Consider the following 20,215-nt stretch of genomic DNA (forward strand, 5'->3'; position numbering starts at 1 on the left):
TTCTTTGATATTAATAAAAAATGAATGACCCTTCATTTAATAGTGTACATTTTTTCCTAACAAATGTCATTTTTAAAATGATTGAATATACTGAAATAAACACTTGACAGATAAGCAGTCTTTCTATGATAATCACCTATAATATACGTTTACTATTAAAAAGTCACCTTACATAACAATAATTGAAAAAGCGATGATAAAGAATAGTAATGAATAGATGATGTTAGAGATCGGTGCTCACCGGCTGAAAGGCACCGTCATCCCCTCTATTTTGTGAACCTGCCTTTTGAGCGTCTTAAAGCAGAACGTTTTTCCAGCGTTACTTGGAAGTGAAGTGTGTTCATTTCAACCATTAAGGAATGAACAAAACAAGGTGGTACCACGGAAGCAGACCCTTTCGTCCTTTATGGATGAGAGGGTCTGCTATTTTTTTCAAAAAAATGGAGGAGGAATGAACGAATGAAGACATTGTTTATAGGAGCAGGGTCGATGGCTTACGCTTTAATGAGTGGAGCACTGAAAGCCGGGGTCCTGAAGAATGAAAACGTGCATGTAACCAATCGGTCCAACCAAGAGCGCTTAAACGAAATCGTGCACAAGTTCGGTGTGCGTCATGTGGAACATGATTCCCCATACGATGTCGTCATTCTGGCCATGAAGCCAAAAGACTTTCATGAAGCAGCCGATTCTATTAGGACCCACCTTACAAGGGATACGTTGGTCATTTCTGTTTTAGCAGGGATCACCATGGAACATATTAGCGACAAACTCTCCTTTAACGGAGCCATTGCAAGAGCCATGCCCAATACAAGTGCGGCCATGGGAAAATCAGCTACGGCAGTATCGTTCAACCGGTACCTTTCTGACTCCCAGAAAGAATGGACGACAACACTATTTCAATCCGTCGGAACAGCAGTTGAAGTAGAGGAAGAAAAATTAGACCTTATAACGGCTTTATCGGGCAGCGGCCCTGCTTATATTTATTATGTAGCTGAATTACTTAAGAACGCGGCAGTAGAGTTAGGTCTGCAGGAGGAACTCGCTAAAAGCCTCGTTACCCAAACGATAGCAGGGGCAAGTGCAATGCTTGAAGAATCCGGTTTGGAAGCCCGGGAATTAAGGAGAAACGTGACCAGTCCAGGTGGAACGACTGAGGCGGGGATCACCACATTAGAAGATTACCAGGTTAGAGATGCGTTTTTCCAATGTGTCTCATCTGCGAAAAGCCGTTCTGAAGTTCTTGGGAAGGAATTAAAAAAACAATCTTTAAAGAAATAAGGTGAAAACCCATCATCATTCGCAAATTTAAATTTCCATTGATACAATCAAAGCAAAAAAGAAGGTCGGCACAATGATTTTCCTACTCATTCTACTTTTCACTGTACTTGCGGTCTGGCTGGTTCTTACCATTGATGTGTGGAGGGGGGTATCAAAGCTATCTTCCATTCAAGATTTCTCCCATACAAATCAAGGACCACTCCTGTCTGTCATCGTACCGGCGAGAAACGAAGAAGAAACGATAACAGATAGCATACTGTCGCAGCTGAAACAGAACTATCACCAAATTGAATGGATCGTAGTCAATGATCGTTCAACAGATGGAACTCCTGAAAAGCTTGAAGCTTTGGCCAAACTGGATAAACGAATCAGTGTCCTTCATATCGAATCACTGGAACAGGGATGGCTGGGAAAAAATCAGGCATTATATAAAGGGTATCAAATGGCAAAAGGAGATCTCATCCTTTTCACCGATGCCGACGTCATCTTTAAAGACCCTACCATCTCATCCAGGGCGGTGTCCTTTCTACAATCTCAGCAACTGGACCACGTTACCCTGGCTCCTTATATTCGATCGGGTTCCTTTTGGCTAAAAAGCTTTGTGGCTTTTTTCTTATTCGGTTTCTCTTTTTATAAGAGACCCTGGAAAGCGAACGACCCCTCCTCTAAGACAGGTATGGGCATCGGAGCCTTCAACCTCATCACCCGGACGGCCTATGAGGAAATCGGTACTCACGAAGCAATTAAGCATATGCCCGATGATGATCTGCAGCTGGGGGGCCAGATAAAAAAACACCATAAGAGACAATTCTTCCTCACGGCCCTTCAGTCTCTGGAAGTGGAATGGTATCGATCCTTGAAAGAAGCCTTCAACGGATTGGAAAAAAATACATTTGCAGGCCTCCATTATTCCTTGCTTCTCGTTGGGTTTGCCATGTTTGGAGTCTTCTGCTCTACGGTACTCCCTTTTATCACGATTTTTTCAGCGTCACCCCCAATTCGAATCGTGAGTATGTTGATCATTTTATTCATTGGCATCACGTATTTCAAAGTCATAAAGCAGATGACAAATGAGTCTCCCCTTCTATTTCTTGCATTACCTGTAACAGCCCTATTATTTATCTATTCCATCGGACGAGCTACGTTTTTAACCTTTAAACGAGGCGGAATCGAGTGGCGTGGAACGGTTTATTCATATAAGGAACTGAAGCAGAAAAGAAAGTAAAGCACATTTCTTTTCTAACAAAAAAGGTGTTGTTATAATTCATGTGCAGTACTATTTAGCAACCCGAAATAAATACAACGTCATGGAAGGTGATCGGAAATGAACGCAAAGCTATTTCAACCATATTCACTTAAAGATGTAGAATTGAAGAACAGAATTGTAATGGCACCTATGTGCATGTATTCTTCTCATAACGAAGATGGAAAAGTCGAGAACTGGCATCGTACTCACTATACAAGCCGTGCAGTGGGTGGCGTCGGGCTCATCATTCAGGAAGCTACAGCTGTCACTCCCCAAGGAAGAATCTCCCCGCAAGATTTAGGGATTTGGGATGACGGGCATATTGAGGGATTAAGAGAATTAGTGGGATTAATCAAAGAACACGGTGCGAAGACAGGCATTCAGCTTGCTCATGCAGGAAGAAAGGCCGTTCTCGAAGGAGACATTCTTGCTCCATCTGCAATCCCGTTCAACGATGAGATGAAAACACCCGTCGAAATGACGGCGAATGATATTAAAGAGACCATCACTGCCTTCATCAAAGGAGCCGAAAGAGCGAAGAAAGCGGGCTTTGATGTGATTGAAATTCACGGGGCACATGGGTATCTCATCAACGAATTCCTGTCCCCGCTTTCTAATAAACGTACGGACGAATATGGCGGATCTGCTGAGAACCGCTACCGATTCCTTCGTGAAGTCATTGATGGGATTCAACAAATATGGGACGGACCTCTCCTTGTACGTGTTTCTGCGAAAGACTATAACGAAGAAGGATTGGACGTTGAAGACTATGTTGTGTTCGCCCAATGGATGAAGGAACAAGGAGTCGATTTGATCGATGTAAGCTCCGGTGCCGTCGTACCCGCACGGATTCCGGTGTTCCCTGGTTATCAGGTGAAGCTTGCTGAAACCATTAAAAAAGAAGCGAAGATCGATACAGGTGCAGTCGGACTGATTACGACAGGTATACAAGCAGAAGAAATTCTGCGAAACGAGCGTGCCGACCTCGTCTTACTCGCACGTGAATTACTTCGTGACCCATACTGGCCAAGAACGGCGGCCAAGGAGCTTGGTGTAGAGATCGAAGCGCCTAAGCAGTATGATCGCGCCTGGTAAGAAATGTTTGACAGACTTAAAGAGAGTTGCATGCCAACAGGCATGCAACTCTTATTTATTCATACACTTTTTGAACTTCATACCTGAACCCTAAACAACGGTAGTTTTGTTTTTGATACATCAATCTCGGTGTATCCTCTCCATCCGCTACCAGTATCACGGTTTTTTCTGGGAATTGCCTCATGACGAACTGTTGCAGTCTGCTCCCAATCCCCTTCTTTTGAAACGATTCATGAACCATGAGTCCATCGATTTCTGCTGTCTCGTCTTCAACGATCACATCGACGGATCCGGCCGGGGTCCCTTTATAAAAAGCGAGGACCTGCATCAAACGGGGATTTTGAAAATTCTTCTTATGCATGCCGACCTTTTGATTTGCAAAGGCTTCACCGTACTCTAAATCCTGCCTATATTGAAAAGACAGGTACGCATCCAATTCCCTGTCGGTCACCGCTTTCACTTCAATATCAGAATTATCGTCTATAGTAGGAAATTGACCAGGTTCTATACTGTATAGTTCATTAAACCCTGATTCATACCCTTCACTTGTAAAATAATCCATCAATTCCTCTGTTAGTTTTGTATCTTGGGGAAAATAAAATTTCACATGCTTTTGCCCTTTTGATTGATGATATTCTCTTAAAAAGTGAGCAGCATCTTTAAATTCAGCCAGGGTTGGATGTTTTTTGAATTCAAGAAAATTACTATCATACCTTGTTAACATTTCTGGAAAATGAATATGTTTATAGTGATCATTCTCACTTATTTCTTGTCCTGGATTATAAATATGGTCAAATGTGATTTCCTTCATTTTACTCCCCTTTTCCTCTATGAACTTACTCCCATACCCGTTGAACAGATGCAGCATCTTCTTCGACTTTTACTACAAATACATCAGGATTGGAAAGTGCAAACAGCTCATCATATCCGTATTTCTCATCAAACAATCTCAAAAGCAGCGTCGTTAAGTTTCCATGACTCACACACACCACATGACCTTCTTCTTTTTCTAAAATGTCTTCTATAAAAGACCTTGCTCTCCCCATTGCCTGGTCATTCGATTCTCCACCAGGTAAAACAAGTGAAAAGTCATCAAAGCTCTCCTTTAACTTTTCCATCCAATCAGGAAGTTCCCGATCACTTAACACTCTTTCTCCCAAGCGATCGTCTTCTTGAATCGTTAATCCGGACTGTTTGGCAAAGGGTGCTATCGTATCTATGGCTCTAACAAAAGGACTGGAATAAATCGCCTCAATCGATCGGTTTTCCAAAAATGCAGCCAATTCGACCGCTTGCTGTTTCCCTACTTCCGTTAACGGCGAATGAAAAGGCTGCCCCTCGGCTTTCGCATGGCGCACCAAATAAATTGTCTTCATTTGCTTCCCCTCACTTCTTTAAAGGTATTACATACTCCATGAAGTCTTTTGCGATATATGATTCTGGAAAAACGTCCCTTGCTTCCCCCTCCAATTCTTCCCATGACTCTTTTGCATATCGGGAGGAAATATGGGTTAAAAACAGCAATTTAGCCCCTGCTTCTAAAGCTGTCTCTGCTGCTTGCTTTGTCGTCGAATGGAAATACTCACGAGCCATTTCCTCCTGATCCCGATTGAAAGTCGCTTCATGAATGAGTACATCTGCTGACCTTCCTAAATCGACAGCATTTGAACAAACCCTGGTGTCTCCAAGAATCGTGACAACCCGTCCTGAAATCGAAGGTCCAAGAAAATCCTCTCCATTAACCTCTCGGCCGTCTTCCAGCTGGACGGTTTCCCCCAATTTTAATTTCTTATAGACCGGTCCTGGTTGAATACCTCTTTCCTGTAATTGATCAACTTGAAGGACACCCGGTTTATCTTTTTCAACCACACGGTATCCGAAGGTAGGCAAGGCATGATCCAGCTCCCTCGCCTCTACAATAAATCCTTCATCTTCAAAGATGGTCCCTTCCTCGATCTCAATCACTTCAAGGGGATATTGAAGATGCGTCCGGCTGACAGATAGAGACACGTGGATATACTCTTTGATTCCCTTAGGTCCATATACCGTAAGCCGGGACTCTCCACCTTGGAAGGAGCGGCTGCCTAATAATCCTGGCAGCCCATAAATATGATCCCCGTGTAAGTGGGTGATGAAAATCTTCTCTATTCTTCTCGGTTTCAAGCTAGTATGTAAAATTTGATGCTGCGTTGCTTCCCCACAATCAAAAAGCCAAACCGCACCGCGTTCTTCTAATAATTTCAAAGCAATACTGGTTACATTCCGGAGTTTAGCGGGTACTCCTGCCCCGGTTCCCAAAAATAATAATTCCAACTTATTCACTCCTATGATGAGCCATACTGCCATTATTTTAGCACATCCAACGATAATTTACCTTTCTCTCCCATCGTTCATACCGCGTTATCTCTCCCTGAAATACAAATGAGTAATAAGAAAGTGATTTAAAGCCAATATAATGACGTAGAGATTTTGAATAAAACGTTTTCATGTTTTTAATAAAGAAAGTCATCAGCATATAATTTGCTAATTGAACCATAAGTCTTTAAAATTAAGTAATTGTATAGGATATTAAATAAGAAGACATACATCAAACAAGCTAGCAACAAGTTAAAGTGAGGTCATGACATTGAATAATTCAACTACACCATCATCTCTCATTACGATTTTTGGAGCCACTGGTGATTTAGCAAAAAGAAAGCTTTATCCATCTCTTTATCACTTGTTCCGTAAAGGGAAAATTTCGAAGCGTTTTGCCGTTGTAGGGGTAGCACGCCGTGAATGGTCGAATGAAGAGTTCCAGGAACACGTCAAAACATCGGTACATAAAGCGTTAGGCAGCAACGAAAACATAGATGAGTTTGTCTCTCATTTCTACTATCAGCCGAATGATGTTTCAAACAGTGACTCGTATAAAGAGTTGAAAAACCTTTCTGATGAACTGGATGCAACATATGAATTAGAAGGAAATCGCATTTTCTACCTGGCGATGGCTCCTGAATTCTTCGGAACGATTACAGAGCAGTTGAAGAATCAAGGTGTAACCGATACAAACGGTTTCCAAAGACTGGTCATCGAAAAACCATTCGGTCACGACCTGCCTTCAGCCGAAAAACTGAATAGCCAGATCCGCGAATCGTTCTCTGAGGATCAAATTTACCGTATCGACCACTATCTCGGGAAAGAAATGGTTCAAAACATCGAAGTCATCCGCTTCGCGAATGCGATGTTTGAACCCTTATGGAACAACCGTTACATCTCCAATATCCAGGTCACTTCCTCTGAAGAGCTGGGTGTCGAAGATCGTGGGCGCTATTACGAAAAAAGTGGAGCTCTTCGCGATATGGTTCAAAACCATCTGCTTCAAATGGTTGCACTACTTGCCATGGAGCCCCCAATCAAATTGACGACAGACGAAATCCGCAGCGAGAAAGTTCGTGTATTACGATCCCTGCGTCCGTTTGAACATGAAGAAGTGAAAGATTATTTCGTGCGAGGTCAATATGGATCTGGTACATCCGGTAATCAGGATCTGCCGGGTTATCGCGAAGCAGACAACGTTGATGATCAATCCAATACCGAGACTTATGTTGCAGGAAAACTGATGATCGATAACTTCCGTTGGGCTGGGGTTCCGTTCTATATCCGCACAGGAAAGAGAATGGAAACAAAGTCAACGAAAATCGTCATCCAATTCAAAGATATTCCAATGAACCTGTATTACAATCCGGATAAGCCGCTTGCACCGAATTTATTGGTGATTCACATTCAGCCTGAAGAAGGAATTACCCTTCACTTAAACGTGAAAAAATCCGGACAAAACATTGAAACGACTCCAGTGAAGTTAAACTTTGCTAACACCAGTGTAGATGGGATGAACACGCCGGAAGCATACGAAAAGCTTCTATTCGATTGCCTGCGCGGGGATGCAACCAACTTCACTCATTGGGATGAAGTGAAGTTATCCTGGGCATTCGTCGATAAGATTTCTGAAGTATGGGAACATACACGTGACGGAGAATTCCCGAACTACGAAGCAGGATCAATGGGTCCGAAAGCAGCCGACAACCTGCTGGCTAAAGATGGCTTCTACTGGTGGCCAATTGCGAATCTAGACGTAGACCAATGCTAAGGAAGGTGTGGAAACAATGAAAATTTATGATGTAACAGCCCCAATCTTTAACGGAATGCCGGTTTATAAGAACAAACCGGAAAAACAACCTACCATCGACACCAATACGAATGGTCATGTAACAGAGTCGCGCATCTCAATGGATGTTCATACAGGAACACATGTTGATGCTCCACTTCACATGATCAACGACGGTGAAACAATCGAAACCATCGATATCGAACAGCTCGTTCGTCCCGTTAAAGTATTCGATCTGACAAAAGTAGATGAGAAAATCAGCCTGAAAGATATTGACGGATTAGAAATCGAAGAGAATGATTTCATCCTCTTTAAAACAAAAAATTCATGGGATACCGAATTCAACTTTGAATTCGTCTATGTAGCAGAAGATGCAGCAGCGTACCTTGCAGACAAGAAAATCTCAGGGGTTGGAATCGATGCACTTGGTATTGAAAGAGCCCAGGAAGGACACCCTACTCACCGCAGTTTAATGGGAAGTGGAGTCATCATCATGGAGGGACTTCAACTGAAAGACATTGAAGCTGGCCAATACTTCATGGTTGCCGCTCCACTAAAGATTGAAAACACCGATGCATCACCTGCTCGTGTGTTGTTGTTTGATGAATTGATAGGGTAAAATCCTAAAAGGACTCTCCAGTTTCCTGGAGAGTCCTTTTTCATATTTAGAGGTCTACCCATCTAACACAAAGGATCAAGCATTTCGAAGATAGAACGGTCATCTCTAAACTTCCCTAACGTAAGGCCAAAAACAGTCTTTTAATTCTAAGAATGATGCCTAACAGCTTGAGGGATTCATCCCTCAAGCTGTTGTGTTATTCCGTAATGTAGGTTTGGTGAGCTTACAATCCGGATAGTGAATGAAAGGAGCATAATACGAGAGCTTCTTCATGAAATAACATGCTTCAGGGAAATGATGCTCAAGAAACCGGAGTGTAGAATTATTCAGCACTTCGTCCTTCACATACATTTGAAGAACTTCCTCGACCAGCTTTGTGAAAGCTACAACCTGTATTGAAACATCTTCCGCAAATCGGATTTGAGCCGGGAAACCAGGTTGTGTAAAGTGTAAATAACCTTTGAACATATCATTTTTCACCATGAATTGTGAAAACTGGACCATTAAAGCTCTCGCCCTTTCAATAAGATCAATTTCGGCGCTATCGAGTATATCAATTAACAAAGCCGCATGTCCCCGCTGGTCATCAAGCCACAAATCCAATAAATTCACAAGGGAAAGTGACTGATACTCATTCCCTTTCATGTAGCTCTTCAAAATTCGTAAGTATTCCCTATTCTCTGCCAATGTCCCATTCAAGTAGCTCGGGGACAAATTTAAGTTCACCTGATTGAATAGGCGTAAATGTAGAAGATGGCCTTCGAACGTATAATATTGGTAGGAGACATCCTGTGCCCATTCTGAAAGCTGAATCATTTCAGAAGCTGAAGGAGGCAAATTCCTTGGGAGTTTCTTCATTTCCTCCTCAACATTTCCAAACCACTCAATGTAATATTCCGCATGCTTGACCCATTTATCTTCTGTGGGGCTTAAATAATCACGGATAAAATAGGCATGATCTTTTAATATCCCCAACCAAAATTCATGTTCCTGCCAGGGTGTAATCTTCTCAAATCCCATAGAACCTCCCCCTTTCTTCCTATACTTAACTTTATTAAGTGAAAGAGGCCTTCATGCTTACAATAAAATGCATTGTTTATTAATTCCATCAATAGTTGAAGAACCATGCTTTTCTAAGTCTTATCATTCCAAGAGTCATATTCTATGCGCTACATCAATTATCTTCCCAATGACATTCTGCACTTCATCCGAATGTCTGATGATATATAGATGATCAGCTTCTCCCTTCACAGGCGCCGCTACATCCTTGAAGTAAGCGTCAGTCTGTTGCCGGCTCAGGACTTCTTCAAAGGTGGCAGCATTCCTGAAAATGGCTGTACTCCGCTCACTGTTTACTACTCTGGCTTGAAGAATCCGGTCGGGGATATCCAAATGGATGAGGATGGTGGTAAATCCCTTCCCTTTGAAGTGCTCCAACAGCTTCAACCGTCCACTGCGGCTCAGATTCGAATTGCAAAGGATGAGGTGAAAAGAAGTCTCATTCATGGCATAGTCAACAATGGTTTGACTGACGGCATATTTAAGGGTATTTGGCCCTTCCATTGGAAGCAGACTTCTATAAAAGGTGTTGATGAATTCAGCATGGGCATCCTGGTCGATCACAATGGAATTCAACAATTGCTCTTCCAGGCTCCTGGCGAAGGTTGATTTTCCGCTATGGGTTTTACCAACAGTCATGATTACTAGTCTTGTCATGAATGGACCTCCAATTCATAGTTTAAACTCAATGTTTAGATTCCATAAAGAAGGCTCCCATTTTTAAGAGAGCCCACTCTCGATAATTTTCATGTGCCTTATCCGTGTACCCTGATTTCCATTTTTCTCGCCTGTGTCTTCATTCCCATTGCTTCATAAAACTGAATAGCCGTATCATTAAATTCCCAGACACCGAGCTCCAGGCTTTCGGCTCCTGTGTCCTTTGTAAATTCTACTGCTTTAGTAAACAATTGTTTTCCTAATCCTTTTTCTCTATATTTTTCTGTTACTCCGAAGTCCTCTATGAAGACATATTCTTTTTTCACTATAGTTTCTCGGTCAGGGGTTTCGTTCTTCCTTAAAAATGTAAAGGCGATGATTTCATCGTAAAGATCGATTACAAACACTCCCGCATCATCGTTCATAATCAACTCCTTATAGTAACCCATATCCAACGTATGTTCAGTCGGTTTGTAACGATCAGGTCTTCCTGAAACATGGAGATCGTGAACCTCTTTATGGATTAGTTTTATATTTTTTCGTAATCGTCTAAGGTCGCTTCTCTTAAGACAAACTTCAATTTGATTCCCCCTATTGTGTTAATCAATCATGAAAAAAGCCTTGTACACGTCACCAATGATCCCTTCTAATTGATGAACACCTAAGTCTGTATTGGTCATGATGACCAAACCCCTTTCCAATTGAGGATAGGCCACCATCATACATTGAAAACCGACGCCCCACCCAAGTGATGATATTTCGATCCCCTTGTCGTTTTGATCCAGGAAAACCCCCAGTCCGGTCCATGCCTTACCACCTTGTGGATGGATCATTTCGGCTGCGTTACTTGACGAAAGATTGAGTTTGCTTTCCCCTTTTAACGCATGCATGAGTTCAATCACTACAAGTGCTAAATCTGAAGGCGTTGTCCAAAGTCCCGAAGCAGCAGGATACGGATAAATTGGATATTTGTCATTCACAACTTTTCCTTCATTCGTATGACCACATGAGACATTTTGAGAAGGAGGATCAAATGTGCTATTTTCCATATGTAATGGCTGAAAAAGATGTTCGCTCATGACTTTCGAAAAAGGGTTCCCAGTAACATCTTCTATCAACAGTTGTATGATACAAAAGCCTGCATCGGAATAATGAAAGGCGTCTTCAGGTTGATATTTCAATTCAATCGGGACCTTACAATAAGGGGATTTTCCTTCTAACAGGTCCACCACCGTCGGCGTTCCGAACTCCGATTTGAGTTCAATGAAGCTACCTTCAGGATCGGAAACCCCCGATTGGTGACTAAGTAATTGTCTTAAGGTAACGTTTCCATTATATCCATGTATTGGGACCTTCCATGATGTTAGCAATTTATTAATATCCTCATCTAAAGCCAGAATGCCTTGTTCCGCAAGAGTCATGACCAACATGGAGGTAAGAAATTTACTGATTGAACAAGCACTGAAAGTCGAATCACTTTCCACCCGTTTATCTGTTCCTGCCTCGAGTAAACCGAAGCATACTGTGCTGTTTATGCTACCACTCTCAATGGTTGCCATGCTTAATCCCGTTACACCAAATTCTTTCATGCATTTTTGTATGTTGATCATTTGTGGTTTCATCATAACCTCCATCGTTCTATTAAAATATGTTCCAGCTCTAGTAAACTCACCATCTAAAGTTGATGGAAACATCATACATCGATTTCTTCCAGATCATATGATCAGCCCCATCACCCCAATAATCCTTCAGCCAATAATGGGGTTCACCAAATTTCCTCTTCCATATCTTCTGGGCATTGGCGTACCCGCTGTCCAAACAGAACTCCTGGATCCCCCTGTTTAGAAAAGTAAGGAACATGACGTTTAGGAGTAATGTAGCTACACCATGTCCTTGATAATCGGGATGCACAAACACTGTTCCGATCTCATACATCTCTTTTATTTCTCCATCTGTGCAGGTGGTAATCAGTTCACTGACTGGACCGTATTCAATCGTTCCGATGACTTCAGCATTGTTCTTATCAAAAGCGATTAAAAAGTATCGGTTCGTCCCATTGGTGTCCAAGTCACTTTTTAAGTATTGTTTCTTGATCTCTATTTCATTTTCGATGTCATCAAGCAGCTCTTCTAAACCTTCTTTGGAAAAGGTATGTTTAATGACTTTAGAAAAAAATTGAATCAGTTCTTCTTGGTCTTCAATGCGTGGTCTTCTTATTTCAATGGCGGGCACTGGAAATCACTCCTTGACTAACCTAAAATTCATTCCTTTGTTTTCTTTTATATCTTAAGCATTTTCCAAGCCTATCGTTTATGCAATATTATGGTAACACATCCTATCTCTTACATACGATAAAATTCTGATAATTAAATATCTTTTAATGTTCTCTATGTATTTTTTCAAAAATAAAAACCCCTCTCCTAACAGGAAAGGGGCTTTACTCATTCGATTATTTCATCCACTCAGTATGGAAAGTACCTTCTTTGTCCACGCGCTCGTACGTATGGGCACCGAAGTAATCACGCTGAGCCTGGATCAGGTTTGCAGGCAGGGTTTCTGTACGGTAGCTATCGTAGTAAGACAGTGCCGCAGAGAAGCCGGGTACCGGTACACCATTTTGGACGGCTACGCTGATGACTTCGCGGAGTGCGTATTGGTAACTTTCTACGATCTCTTTGAAATAAGGATCTAAAAGAAGGTTTGAAAGATTCGATTCACGGTCGTAAGCTTCTTTAATCTTTTGCAGGAATTGAGCGCGGATGATGCATCCTCCCCGGAAGATCATTGCGATATCCCCGTATTGAAGATCCCATTTGTACTCATCAGATGCAGAGCGCATTTGCGCGAAGCCTTGAGCATAAGAACAAATCTTGCTCATGTAAAGAGCTTTACGGATTGATTCAACCAACGCTTTTTTATCGCCTTGGAATGGTATCGTGTCAGGTCCTTTTAGCATTTTGCTTGCCTTCACTCGCTCATCTTTAATGGATGAAATAAAACGGGCAAAGACCGACTCAGTTATGATCGGTAAGGAAACACCAAGATCTAACGCACTCTGGCTTGTCCATTTTCCTGTACCCTTTTGTCCGGCTTTGTCCAGGATGACATCCACCATGGGCTTTCCTGTATCTTTGTCATTCTTTGTGAAGATATCTGCTGTGATTTCGATGAGATAGCTATCAAGCTCGCCTTTATTCCAGTCTGCAAACACTTCATGCAGTTCCTTGGCACTTAAGCCCAGGACATTTTTCATCAGGAAGTACGATTCTGCAATCAGCTGCATATCCCCGTACTCGATGCCGTTGTGCACCATTTTCACATAGTGACCTGCGCCATCAGGACCAATATACGTCGTACAAGGGTCTCCATCGACTTTCGCTGCAATGTCTTTCAGGATAGGGGCGACAAGGTCGTACGCTTCCCTCTGTCCACCAGGCATGATGGAAGGACCAGTAAGGGCACCTTCTTCTCCACCGGAGACACCCGTTCCGATGAAATGAATGCCTAATTCGCTTAATTCGCGATTGCGGCGGCGCGTATCTTCGAAGAACGTATTTCCTCCGTCAATCAGAATGTCCCCTTTTTCCAGGAACGGCTTTAATTGTTCAATGGTTGCATCAGTTGGATTTCCTGCTTTCACCATCAAAAGGATCTTTCTAGGCTTTTCTAGGGAATTAACGAATTCTTCAATCGTATATGTAGGAACGACATTCTTTCCTTTAGATTCGCTTACCATTTCATCTGTTTTTTCACGGGAACGATTATATACAGAAACAGAGTACCCTCTGCTCTCAATATTCCAAGCTAAGTTTTTGCCCATTACGGCTAGACCGATAACACCAATTTCTTGAGACATGCCATTAACATCCTTTCGTTTATAGAATACTGGGTTTTTTCTTTGTAAACTATCAACATTATGTAGGAAAACCTAGTTGACCAATTTTTTAAAACCTGTTTTCGAACTCTATTTCAATCTAACAAGAATAGTGTGGTGATGCAAATAATCCGTTTGAAGTGTTCGCTATCTACCTTAAGGTGTCCTCCTTCTTCCTGGGTCATTCCCTTAGAAAATCTTTGTTGAAGCTTGTGTCCTGTTTGGAGTCAAAGGTTTTCTTCTTGTTCTTCCCTTTTATTCCCTGGGAGATTGAATCTTTCCCGAACTTTTCCTGAAGCTGTGATAAAACGTTGTAAAGTGGTTCCTTTTCTGCAACCTTTCTATAAGAGAACAGGTCCAGTTGTTCGGTTGCTTCACTTTTTTCCACTATATCCTGGGCGGTGACACCCAAAAGTCTTACGGGATCTCCATCCCAGTGCTTCAACAATATGTCTTTGGCATAATGAAATAGATCTTCTTTTTTATATATCGGATTTTCCAGCTTCTTGCTTCTCGTAATGGTTTTTCTGAATTTATCCCTGATCATGAGCTGGATCGTCATCCCCAGAACGTCTTTCTGCTGCAGGCGTGATGACACTTTTGCACATAGTTTCTCTACAACCATTAATAGCTCGTGTTGGTTCGTTGTATCCTTTGGTAAAGTAGTGGAGTTTCCAACGCTTTTATAATCATAGATCGAATCAGGGTCCACGCTTCGCCTATCGATCCCGTTGGCGCGTTCTTTGAGACGAAGACCATTGATTCCAAGCAGTGATTTCAGCTGTATATCATTGGCATGAGCGAGATCATGGCAGGTATGAATACCAAACGAATTGAGCTTTTCTGCGGTCTTCTGTCCAATGCCGTGCATTTCGATGACAGGAAGGGGCCAGAGCTTTTCAGGGATATCTCGCTTTCTTAATACGGTGATTCCCATAGGCTTTTTCATATCTGAGGCGGTTTTGGCCAGGAATTTGTTGGGGGCCACCCCGATGCTGCAGGGAAGATCGAGTTGACTTTTAATTTGGGATTGAATGTCTGACGCAATTTGTAAAGGGGTGCCTTTTTCATAGGAGGCCGTGATATCCAGATATCCCTCATCAATCGAGACTGGCTCCACTAATTCTGAATATTGTCTGAGGATATCAAATATTCCTTTCGAGGCTGCACGGTAACGGTCAAAGTTAGGCGTCATGATAATGAGCCCAGGGCACAGTTTTTTGGCTTCCCAAAGAGGCATTGTCGTTTTCACTCCGAAGCTTCTCGCTTCGTAGCTGCATGTCACGATAATGCCTCTTCTCTCTTGGGGATTCCCGGCAATAGCTAATGGTTTGCCCCTCAATGTTGGGTCAAAAGCCATTTCAACAGAGGCATAGAAGCTATTCATATCAACATGAAGGATCACTCGTCCGTTTTTTGGATAATGTGAGTTCATTTAAATCGCGGCTTTCTTTGTCTAATTTTGATGGGTTTTTTGCTCGTTCACGTAATCCTTTATCTCTCTAATACCTTCTAGACTCTCTACTAAAACATCGGGGTCTATCTGGGTGATGAACGAATCTTCAAGATTGATGATTCCTGAGAAATAGTTTGTTTTTGAATACGCAAGTAAACCTACGTTTGTAAAGGAGTCATTCGGTACTTGGAGAATTTCTTTCGCTTCCTTTACGACCAAACCGATCTGCATTGTTTCTGTGTGAACGACGAGAAGAAACATTCCTGTTTCTGCACCTGCATTCGTGTCATAAAGGATATTTGCTAAATCAAGGACAGGGATCAGCTCTCCCCTGACCTTTACAAGTCCCAGGACAAATGAAGGCAGATGAGGGATGGCTCTCACTTCTTCCACTTTTTCAATCGAAACTACGTTCTCAATCGGTAGAGCATATTCTTCTTTTCCAGCATGAAAAACGACTACTTTCGGCATTGTATAACGTCCCCTCTTAAAACTTCTGATATGTATACTTCTAATGTACCATATTTTAGAAAGGTTGAGTGCTGGTTTTGAAAGAAGAAAATGTCCACGAACGAAGGATGAACTTCGGTTCATGGACATTTGGATGATTAGATGATCTGTCTGGCTCCGGCGGCTAGAGGCTCGAGGTCATAAGTCAAACCTGCCAAAAAGGCAAAGTACGCCTTTCCGGCAGGTTCGTCTTATGCTTGTCGCCTCTGAGCAAGCCGCCTCCGCTTTTCTATTTGTCAGCTCCGGCGGCTATTCCCCCGCTACTTCCTGAATGATCGCTACAACCATTTCAGAGAGCTTGTTCAGTTCTTCAACAGGCATTCTTTCGCTCTTCGTATGAATTTCTTCATATCCTACTGCCAAGTTGACTGTCGGCACTCCGAAACCTGCGATGACGTTGGCGTCACTTCCGCCTCCGCTTGTAAGAAGCTCGCTTGGACGACCGATTTTCTTCGCGGCGCGTTTTGCCACTTCGACTACTTCGTCACCGTCTTTGAACTTGAAGCCTGGATACATCACCTGTACTTCAACTTCTGCTTTTCCACCCATTTCTTCTGCTACGGATTCGAATGCAGATTTCATCTTCTCTACTTGAGCTTCCATTTTTTCAGGGACGAGTGAGCGTGCTTCTGCAAGAATATCCGCTTGTTCACATACGATATTCGTTGCTTTCCCACCTTCGAAGCGTCCGATGTTTGCTGTCGTTTCTTCATCGATGCGGCCGAGTGGCATTTTGGAAATCGCTTTAGCCGCAATCGTGATGGCAGATACACCTTTTTCAGGAGCTACACCGGCATGTGCTGTTTTCCCATATATCGTTGCTCTCACTTTCGCTTGTGTAGGAGCGGCAACGATGATATTACCGACTTTCCCATCACTATCAAGTGCGAAACCGTATTTCGCTTTTACTAGAGAAGAATCCAGTGCTTTCGCTCCGACTAATCCTGATTCTTCCCCTACCGTAATGATGAACTGAATATCACCGTGAGAGATATTGTTCTCTTTAAGTACCCGAACAGATTCAAGCATCGTTGCAAGTCCCGCTTTATCGTCGGCTCCAAGAATGGTCGTACCGTCAGAGTAAATATAGCCATCATCGTTAAGCGTCGGCTTAACCCCTTTTGCAGGGACAACTGTATCCATATGAGAAGTGAAGTAGATGGTATCTACGCCTTCTTTATTCCCTTTCAGCGTACAGATCAGGTTTCCGGCACCATGGCCCGTTTCCCCCATCGTGTCATCTTCAAATACCTCTACGCCAAGATCAGAGAATTTCTGTGTTAATACTTTGGCGATTTCTGCTTCTTCTCTCGTTTCAGAATCGATTTGGACCAATTCCAGGAATTCATTTAATAAACGTTCATGATTAATCATTTAGTCGACCTCCACAATTATGTATTCACTTCTATAGTATAGCGTGAATAGGCCGGTTCAACAAATGGTATCGCTTCTACAATGGAATATTTCCGTGCTTTTTCTTTGGTCTCTCTTCCCGTTTATTTCTCATCATTTCCAATCCTTGAATCAATTTGATCCGGGTTTCACGGGGATCTATGACGTCATCAACCATTCCACGGGAGGCTGCTACATATGGATTAGCGAATTTCTCACGGTACTCTTCAATCTTCTGCTCCCGAAGTTGTTCAGGATTGTCACTACCTGCAATTTCCCTTGCAAAAATAATATTTGCTGCTCCCTGTGGACCCATGACGGCAATTTCTGCATTAGGCCATGCAAAAACTAAATCAGCACCGATGGACTTACTGTTTAGTGCAACATAAGCACCTCCATAGGCTTTTCGTAAAATCACCGTCATTTTTGGAACCGTAGCTTCTGAATAGGCATAGAGGATTTTCGCACCGTGACGGATGATCCCGCCATGCTCCTGCTTGATTCCTGGGAAGAAACCAGTTACATCTTCAAAGGTGATCAATGGGATATTGAAGGAATCACAGAAACGGATAAAACGGGCTGCTTTGTCAGAGGAATCAATGTCGAGCCCTCCTGCCATGAATTTTGGCTGATTACAGACAAGGCCAACGACTTCTCCTTTGATACGGGCCAGTCCAACGACGATATTTTTCGCAAATTCTTTCTGGACCTCCATAAAGCTGTCTTCATCCACAATTTCATTGATGACCGTGCGGACGTCGTAAGGACGGATAGCATCGAATGGAATCAGGTCCGTTAAATTCCCACGATAATCATCTTCTTCATCCACTTCCAAACGAGGAGGCTTCTCCTCATTATTTTGTGGTAAATACGCTAATAGTCTACGAACCTCGAGAAGGACCTCTTCTTCAGTTTTCCCTCTGAAATGAGCATTCCCGCTGATGGAGTTATGGACCTTCGCACCGCCTAAATCTTCTGAACTGATTTTCTCACCGGTGACTGTTTCAATTACTTTGGGTCCTGTGATGAACATTTGACTTGTATCATCCACCATAAACACAAAATCCGTGATGGCAGGGGAATAAACCGCTCCTCCTGCGCAAGGTCCCATGATCACGGAGATTTGTGGAATCACTCCGGAATAAATAGAATTTCGATAGAAGATATGTCCGTATCCATCTAAAGAAACGACGCCTTCTTGAATTCTTGCACCACCTGAATCATTTAATCCAATGAAAGGTGCACCATTTTTGACTGCCAGATCCATGACATGTGAAATCTTCTTCGCATGCATTTCCCCCAATGCGCCGCCAAATACCGTGAAATCCTGAGAGAATAAGTAAATGGGTTTTCCATTTACTTTTCCATAACCTGTAACGACTCCATCTCCGGGGCCCTGAACCCCGTCCAGTCCAAAGTCTGAACAGCGATGCTCAATGAATGGATTAAGCTCGACAAAGCTGCCCGGATCCACTAAAATATCGATTCGTTCTCTGGCAGTCAGTTTTCCTTTTTCGTGCTGCTTATCTATTTTTTTATCTCCGCCGCCTAATTCTACTTCTCTTCTGCGATCATACAATTCATTAATTTTTTCATAGATATCCATTATGTTACTCCCCCTTGATGTTTGATTTATCACATAGTTCATATAGTACACCGTGCGCTGACTTTGGATGCATGAAGGCAACTGCAGCTCCGCCAGCCCCCGTTTTTGGAGTTTCGTTGATCATCCGGACTCCACTCACTTGCAGTTCCTTGATCCGTTTTTCAATTCCTTCGACACCAAAGGCAATATGGTGAATGCCTTCTCCCTTTTTCTCAATGAACTTGGCAATCGGACTTTCTTTATGTAGTGGTTCAAGTAACTCAAGCTTAATATTTCCACCATCAATAAATGCTACTTTCACACCTTGATTTCCCACTTCTTCGACCTTGACGAGTGAAAGCCCAAGAGTATCTTCATAAAATGGAAGAACATTGTCTATTGATGATACTGCTATTCCGATATGGTCTACCTTTTTCATCCCTATCATCCCCCTGTTGTTTACATGTTCCACCCGTATAGTATTCGATAAACGGTGTCGAATTCCCTCCTAATCCGGCGAATAATTAAAGCGTTTTCTTTTATGCCAATGGTTGTTTTCTCTCACTATTCACGATAAAATAGAGTTGAAAATCGCCTCTTTAAGGTGAGATGAAGAATGGAGAGATACAATGGGTAATAAAAAATTACAAAAAATAATTGTATTTGTCATGTTGTTTGCGATGATTGCATCGACAATCATGGCGGGACTGACTTTCTTATTATAATAGAAAACAAAGGATCTGCTTTTCGACTGGGTCGATTAGCAGATCCTTTTTATTTTATCGCACCGTGATCTTTTCCCAGCTGATGGAAGCTTTTGTTCGTTTTGACGACTAGAACCTTTGTTCCGACTGGCACCTGATCAAACAGATATTCGACATGTTTGTTGTGCATTCGGATGCATCCATTTGAGATATATTTGCCTATGCTTGAAGGTTGATTCGTTCCGTGAATTCCATAAATCCTTCCATCTGTCCCCTTGGCGTCAAATCCGATCCACCTTGAACCCAATGGATTCCGGGGGTCTCCACCGGGAATGTTCTTCTTACGATAATAAGGGTTCTTGGCTTTAACGGTAACATTAAATAGTCCTTCCGGGGTGAGGGTCGTCGTTTTCCCTGTTGCTACCGGGAATGTGTGCTGAACCTTCCCGTCGTCGATGAAGGCTAATTGATTACTTTCCTTGTTCACGATAATAAATGGATCCCCGGGAAGTGGATTCCTTCCAAGCGGCCATATGGGAGAAGCGAACAAGATAATGGCAAGAAGTATACGCATCCTATCACCTTTTTTCGTG

The 20,215-nt window shown here is 42.6% G+C and carries 21 protein-coding genes and 1 other annotated feature; of the genes, 6 read left to right on the top strand and 15 right to left on the bottom strand.

Annotation, left to right across the window (positions count from 1 at the left end; genetic code table 11):
- The first annotated feature begins 184 nt into the window (after nucleotides 1–184).
- Nucleotides 185–408, top strand: a binding site (T-box leader).
- Nucleotides 409–459: 51 nt separating this feature from the next.
- From proC to namA, 3 genes are all read left to right on the top strand, one after another.
- Nucleotides 460–1,278 (top strand): pyrroline-5-carboxylate reductase, encoded by an 819-nt coding sequence (gene proC, locus RSX31_RS07250; protein WP_148969537.1) that lies wholly within the window; start codon nucleotides 460–462, stop codon nucleotides 1,276–1,278.
- A 73-nt stretch (nucleotides 1,279–1,351) separates the two neighbouring features.
- Entirely contained in the window at nucleotides 1,352–2,503 is a 1,152-nt protein-coding gene (locus RSX31_RS07255; RefSeq protein WP_315634075.1) for a glycosyltransferase, read from the top strand.
- Nucleotides 2,504–2,602: 99 nt separating this feature from the next.
- The gene (namA, locus tag RSX31_RS07260; protein WP_148969539.1) at nucleotides 2,603–3,619 is read left to right on the top strand and encodes an NADPH dehydrogenase NamA; all 1,017 of its coding nucleotides are present in this window, start codon (nucleotides 2,603–2,605) and stop codon (nucleotides 3,617–3,619) included.
- Between the two features lie 55 nt (nucleotides 3,620–3,674).
- Here the strand turns inward: namA and RSX31_RS07265 are convergent, their stop codons facing one another.
- Genes RSX31_RS07265 through rnz form a run of 3 tightly spaced genes read right to left on the bottom strand, consistent with a single transcriptional unit; the run spans nucleotide 3,675 to nucleotide 5,932 of the window.
- Nucleotides 3,675–4,430 carry a GNAT family N-acetyltransferase gene (locus RSX31_RS07265; RefSeq protein ID WP_315634078.1) on the bottom strand — a complete coding sequence of 252 codons (756 nt, stop codon included), beginning with the start codon at nucleotides 4,428–4,430 and terminating at the stop codon, nucleotides 3,675–3,677.
- Between the two features lie 25 nt (nucleotides 4,431–4,455).
- The gene (locus tag RSX31_RS07270) at nucleotides 4,456–4,995 is read right to left on the bottom strand and encodes a histidine phosphatase family protein (protein ID WP_148995595.1); all 540 of its coding nucleotides are present in this window, start codon (nucleotides 4,993–4,995) and stop codon (nucleotides 4,456–4,458) included.
- A 10-nt stretch (nucleotides 4,996–5,005) separates the two neighbouring features.
- Nucleotides 5,006–5,932, bottom strand: coding sequence for a ribonuclease Z (gene rnz, locus RSX31_RS07275; protein ID WP_148969542.1), 927 nt, complete (start codon nucleotides 5,930–5,932; stop codon nucleotides 5,006–5,008).
- A 307-nt stretch (nucleotides 5,933–6,239) separates the two neighbouring features.
- Here rnz and zwf point away from each other — a divergent pair, with 307 nt between their 5' ends.
- Together zwf and RSX31_RS07285 are read left to right on the top strand one after the other, a co-directional pair.
- Nucleotides 6,240–7,748 carry a glucose-6-phosphate dehydrogenase gene (zwf, locus tag RSX31_RS07280; RefSeq protein ID WP_315634081.1) on the top strand — a complete coding sequence of 503 codons (1,509 nt, stop codon included), beginning with the start codon at nucleotides 6,240–6,242 and terminating at the stop codon, nucleotides 7,746–7,748.
- A gap of 16 nt (nucleotides 7,749–7,764) precedes the next feature.
- Nucleotides 7,765–8,385: a cyclase family protein gene (locus RSX31_RS07285; protein WP_148969544.1), complete on the top strand. Its 621-nt coding sequence runs from the start codon at nucleotides 7,765–7,767 to the stop codon at nucleotides 8,383–8,385.
- 183 nt (nucleotides 8,386–8,568) lie between these two features.
- On the opposite strand, the gene RSX31_RS07290 is transcribed toward RSX31_RS07285, so the two are convergent.
- From RSX31_RS07290 to mce, 11 genes are all read right to left on the bottom strand, one after another.
- A complete protein-coding gene (locus tag RSX31_RS07290; RefSeq protein WP_315634084.1) occupies nucleotides 8,569–9,405 on the bottom strand; it encodes a DUF2935 domain-containing protein in 837 nt (278 codons plus the stop codon).
- 135 nt (nucleotides 9,406–9,540) lie between these two features.
- Nucleotides 9,541–10,101 carry an ATP-binding protein gene (locus RSX31_RS07295; RefSeq protein ID WP_315634086.1) on the bottom strand — a complete coding sequence of 187 codons (561 nt, stop codon included), beginning with the start codon at nucleotides 10,099–10,101 and terminating at the stop codon, nucleotides 9,541–9,543.
- A 98-nt stretch (nucleotides 10,102–10,199) separates the two neighbouring features.
- On the bottom strand, nucleotides 10,200–10,682 hold the full coding sequence (locus RSX31_RS07300) for a GNAT family N-acetyltransferase (RefSeq protein WP_315634197.1): 483 nt from the start codon (nucleotides 10,680–10,682) through the stop codon (nucleotides 10,200–10,202).
- Nucleotides 10,683–10,700: 18 nt separating this feature from the next.
- A complete protein-coding gene (locus RSX31_RS07305) occupies nucleotides 10,701–11,723 on the bottom strand; it encodes a serine hydrolase domain-containing protein (protein WP_315634088.1) in 1,023 nt (340 codons plus the stop codon).
- 46 nt (nucleotides 11,724–11,769) lie between these two features.
- Entirely contained in the window at nucleotides 11,770–12,333 is a 564-nt protein-coding gene (locus RSX31_RS07310; protein WP_315634090.1) for a GNAT family N-acetyltransferase, read from the bottom strand.
- A 217-nt stretch (nucleotides 12,334–12,550) separates the two neighbouring features.
- Nucleotides 12,551–13,957, bottom strand: a complete 1,407-nt coding sequence (gene gndA / locus RSX31_RS07315; protein ID WP_315634091.1) for an NADP-dependent phosphogluconate dehydrogenase — start codon at nucleotides 13,955–13,957, stop codon at nucleotides 12,551–12,553.
- 199 nt (nucleotides 13,958–14,156) lie between these two features.
- Complete coding sequence (locus tag RSX31_RS07320; RefSeq protein ID WP_148969550.1) at nucleotides 14,157–15,410, bottom strand: DNA polymerase IV; 1,254 nt, start codon at nucleotides 15,408–15,410, stop codon at nucleotides 14,157–14,159.
- A gap of 21 nt (nucleotides 15,411–15,431) precedes the next feature.
- Nucleotides 15,432–15,902 carry a chemotaxis protein CheW gene (locus RSX31_RS07325; protein WP_315634093.1) on the bottom strand — a complete coding sequence of 157 codons (471 nt, stop codon included), beginning with the start codon at nucleotides 15,900–15,902 and terminating at the stop codon, nucleotides 15,432–15,434.
- A 288-nt stretch (nucleotides 15,903–16,190) separates the two neighbouring features.
- Nucleotides 16,191–17,315, bottom strand: a complete 1,125-nt coding sequence (locus tag RSX31_RS07330; protein WP_148969552.1) for a tripeptidase T — start codon at nucleotides 17,313–17,315, stop codon at nucleotides 16,191–16,193.
- Between the two features lie 76 nt (nucleotides 17,316–17,391).
- On the bottom strand, nucleotides 17,392–18,939 hold the full coding sequence (locus RSX31_RS07335) for an acyl-CoA carboxylase subunit beta (protein WP_315634095.1): 1,548 nt from the start codon (nucleotides 18,937–18,939) through the stop codon (nucleotides 17,392–17,394).
- A gap of 4 nt (nucleotides 18,940–18,943) precedes the next feature.
- On the bottom strand, nucleotides 18,944–19,357 hold the full coding sequence (gene mce, locus RSX31_RS07340) for a methylmalonyl-CoA epimerase (protein ID WP_148969554.1): 414 nt from the start codon (nucleotides 19,355–19,357) through the stop codon (nucleotides 18,944–18,946).
- Nucleotides 19,358–19,547: 190 nt separating this feature from the next.
- Here mce and prli42 point away from each other — a divergent pair, with 190 nt between their 5' ends.
- Nucleotides 19,548–19,643 carry a stressosome-associated protein Prli42 gene (prli42, locus tag RSX31_RS07345; protein ID WP_148969555.1) on the top strand — a complete coding sequence of 32 codons (96 nt, stop codon included), beginning with the start codon at nucleotides 19,548–19,550 and terminating at the stop codon, nucleotides 19,641–19,643.
- A 49-nt stretch (nucleotides 19,644–19,692) separates the two neighbouring features.
- Here the strand turns inward: prli42 and RSX31_RS07350 are convergent, their stop codons facing one another.
- Nucleotides 19,693–20,196, bottom strand: a complete 504-nt coding sequence (locus tag RSX31_RS07350; protein WP_148995607.1) for a L,D-transpeptidase — start codon at nucleotides 20,194–20,196, stop codon at nucleotides 19,693–19,695.
- Between the last annotated feature and the right edge of the window lie 19 nt (nucleotides 20,197–20,215).

The organism is Rossellomorea yichunensis (genome assembly GCF_032337515.1).
GTDB classification, from domain to species: domain Bacteria; phylum Bacillota; class Bacilli; order Bacillales; family Bacillaceae_B; genus Rossellomorea; species Rossellomorea yichunensis.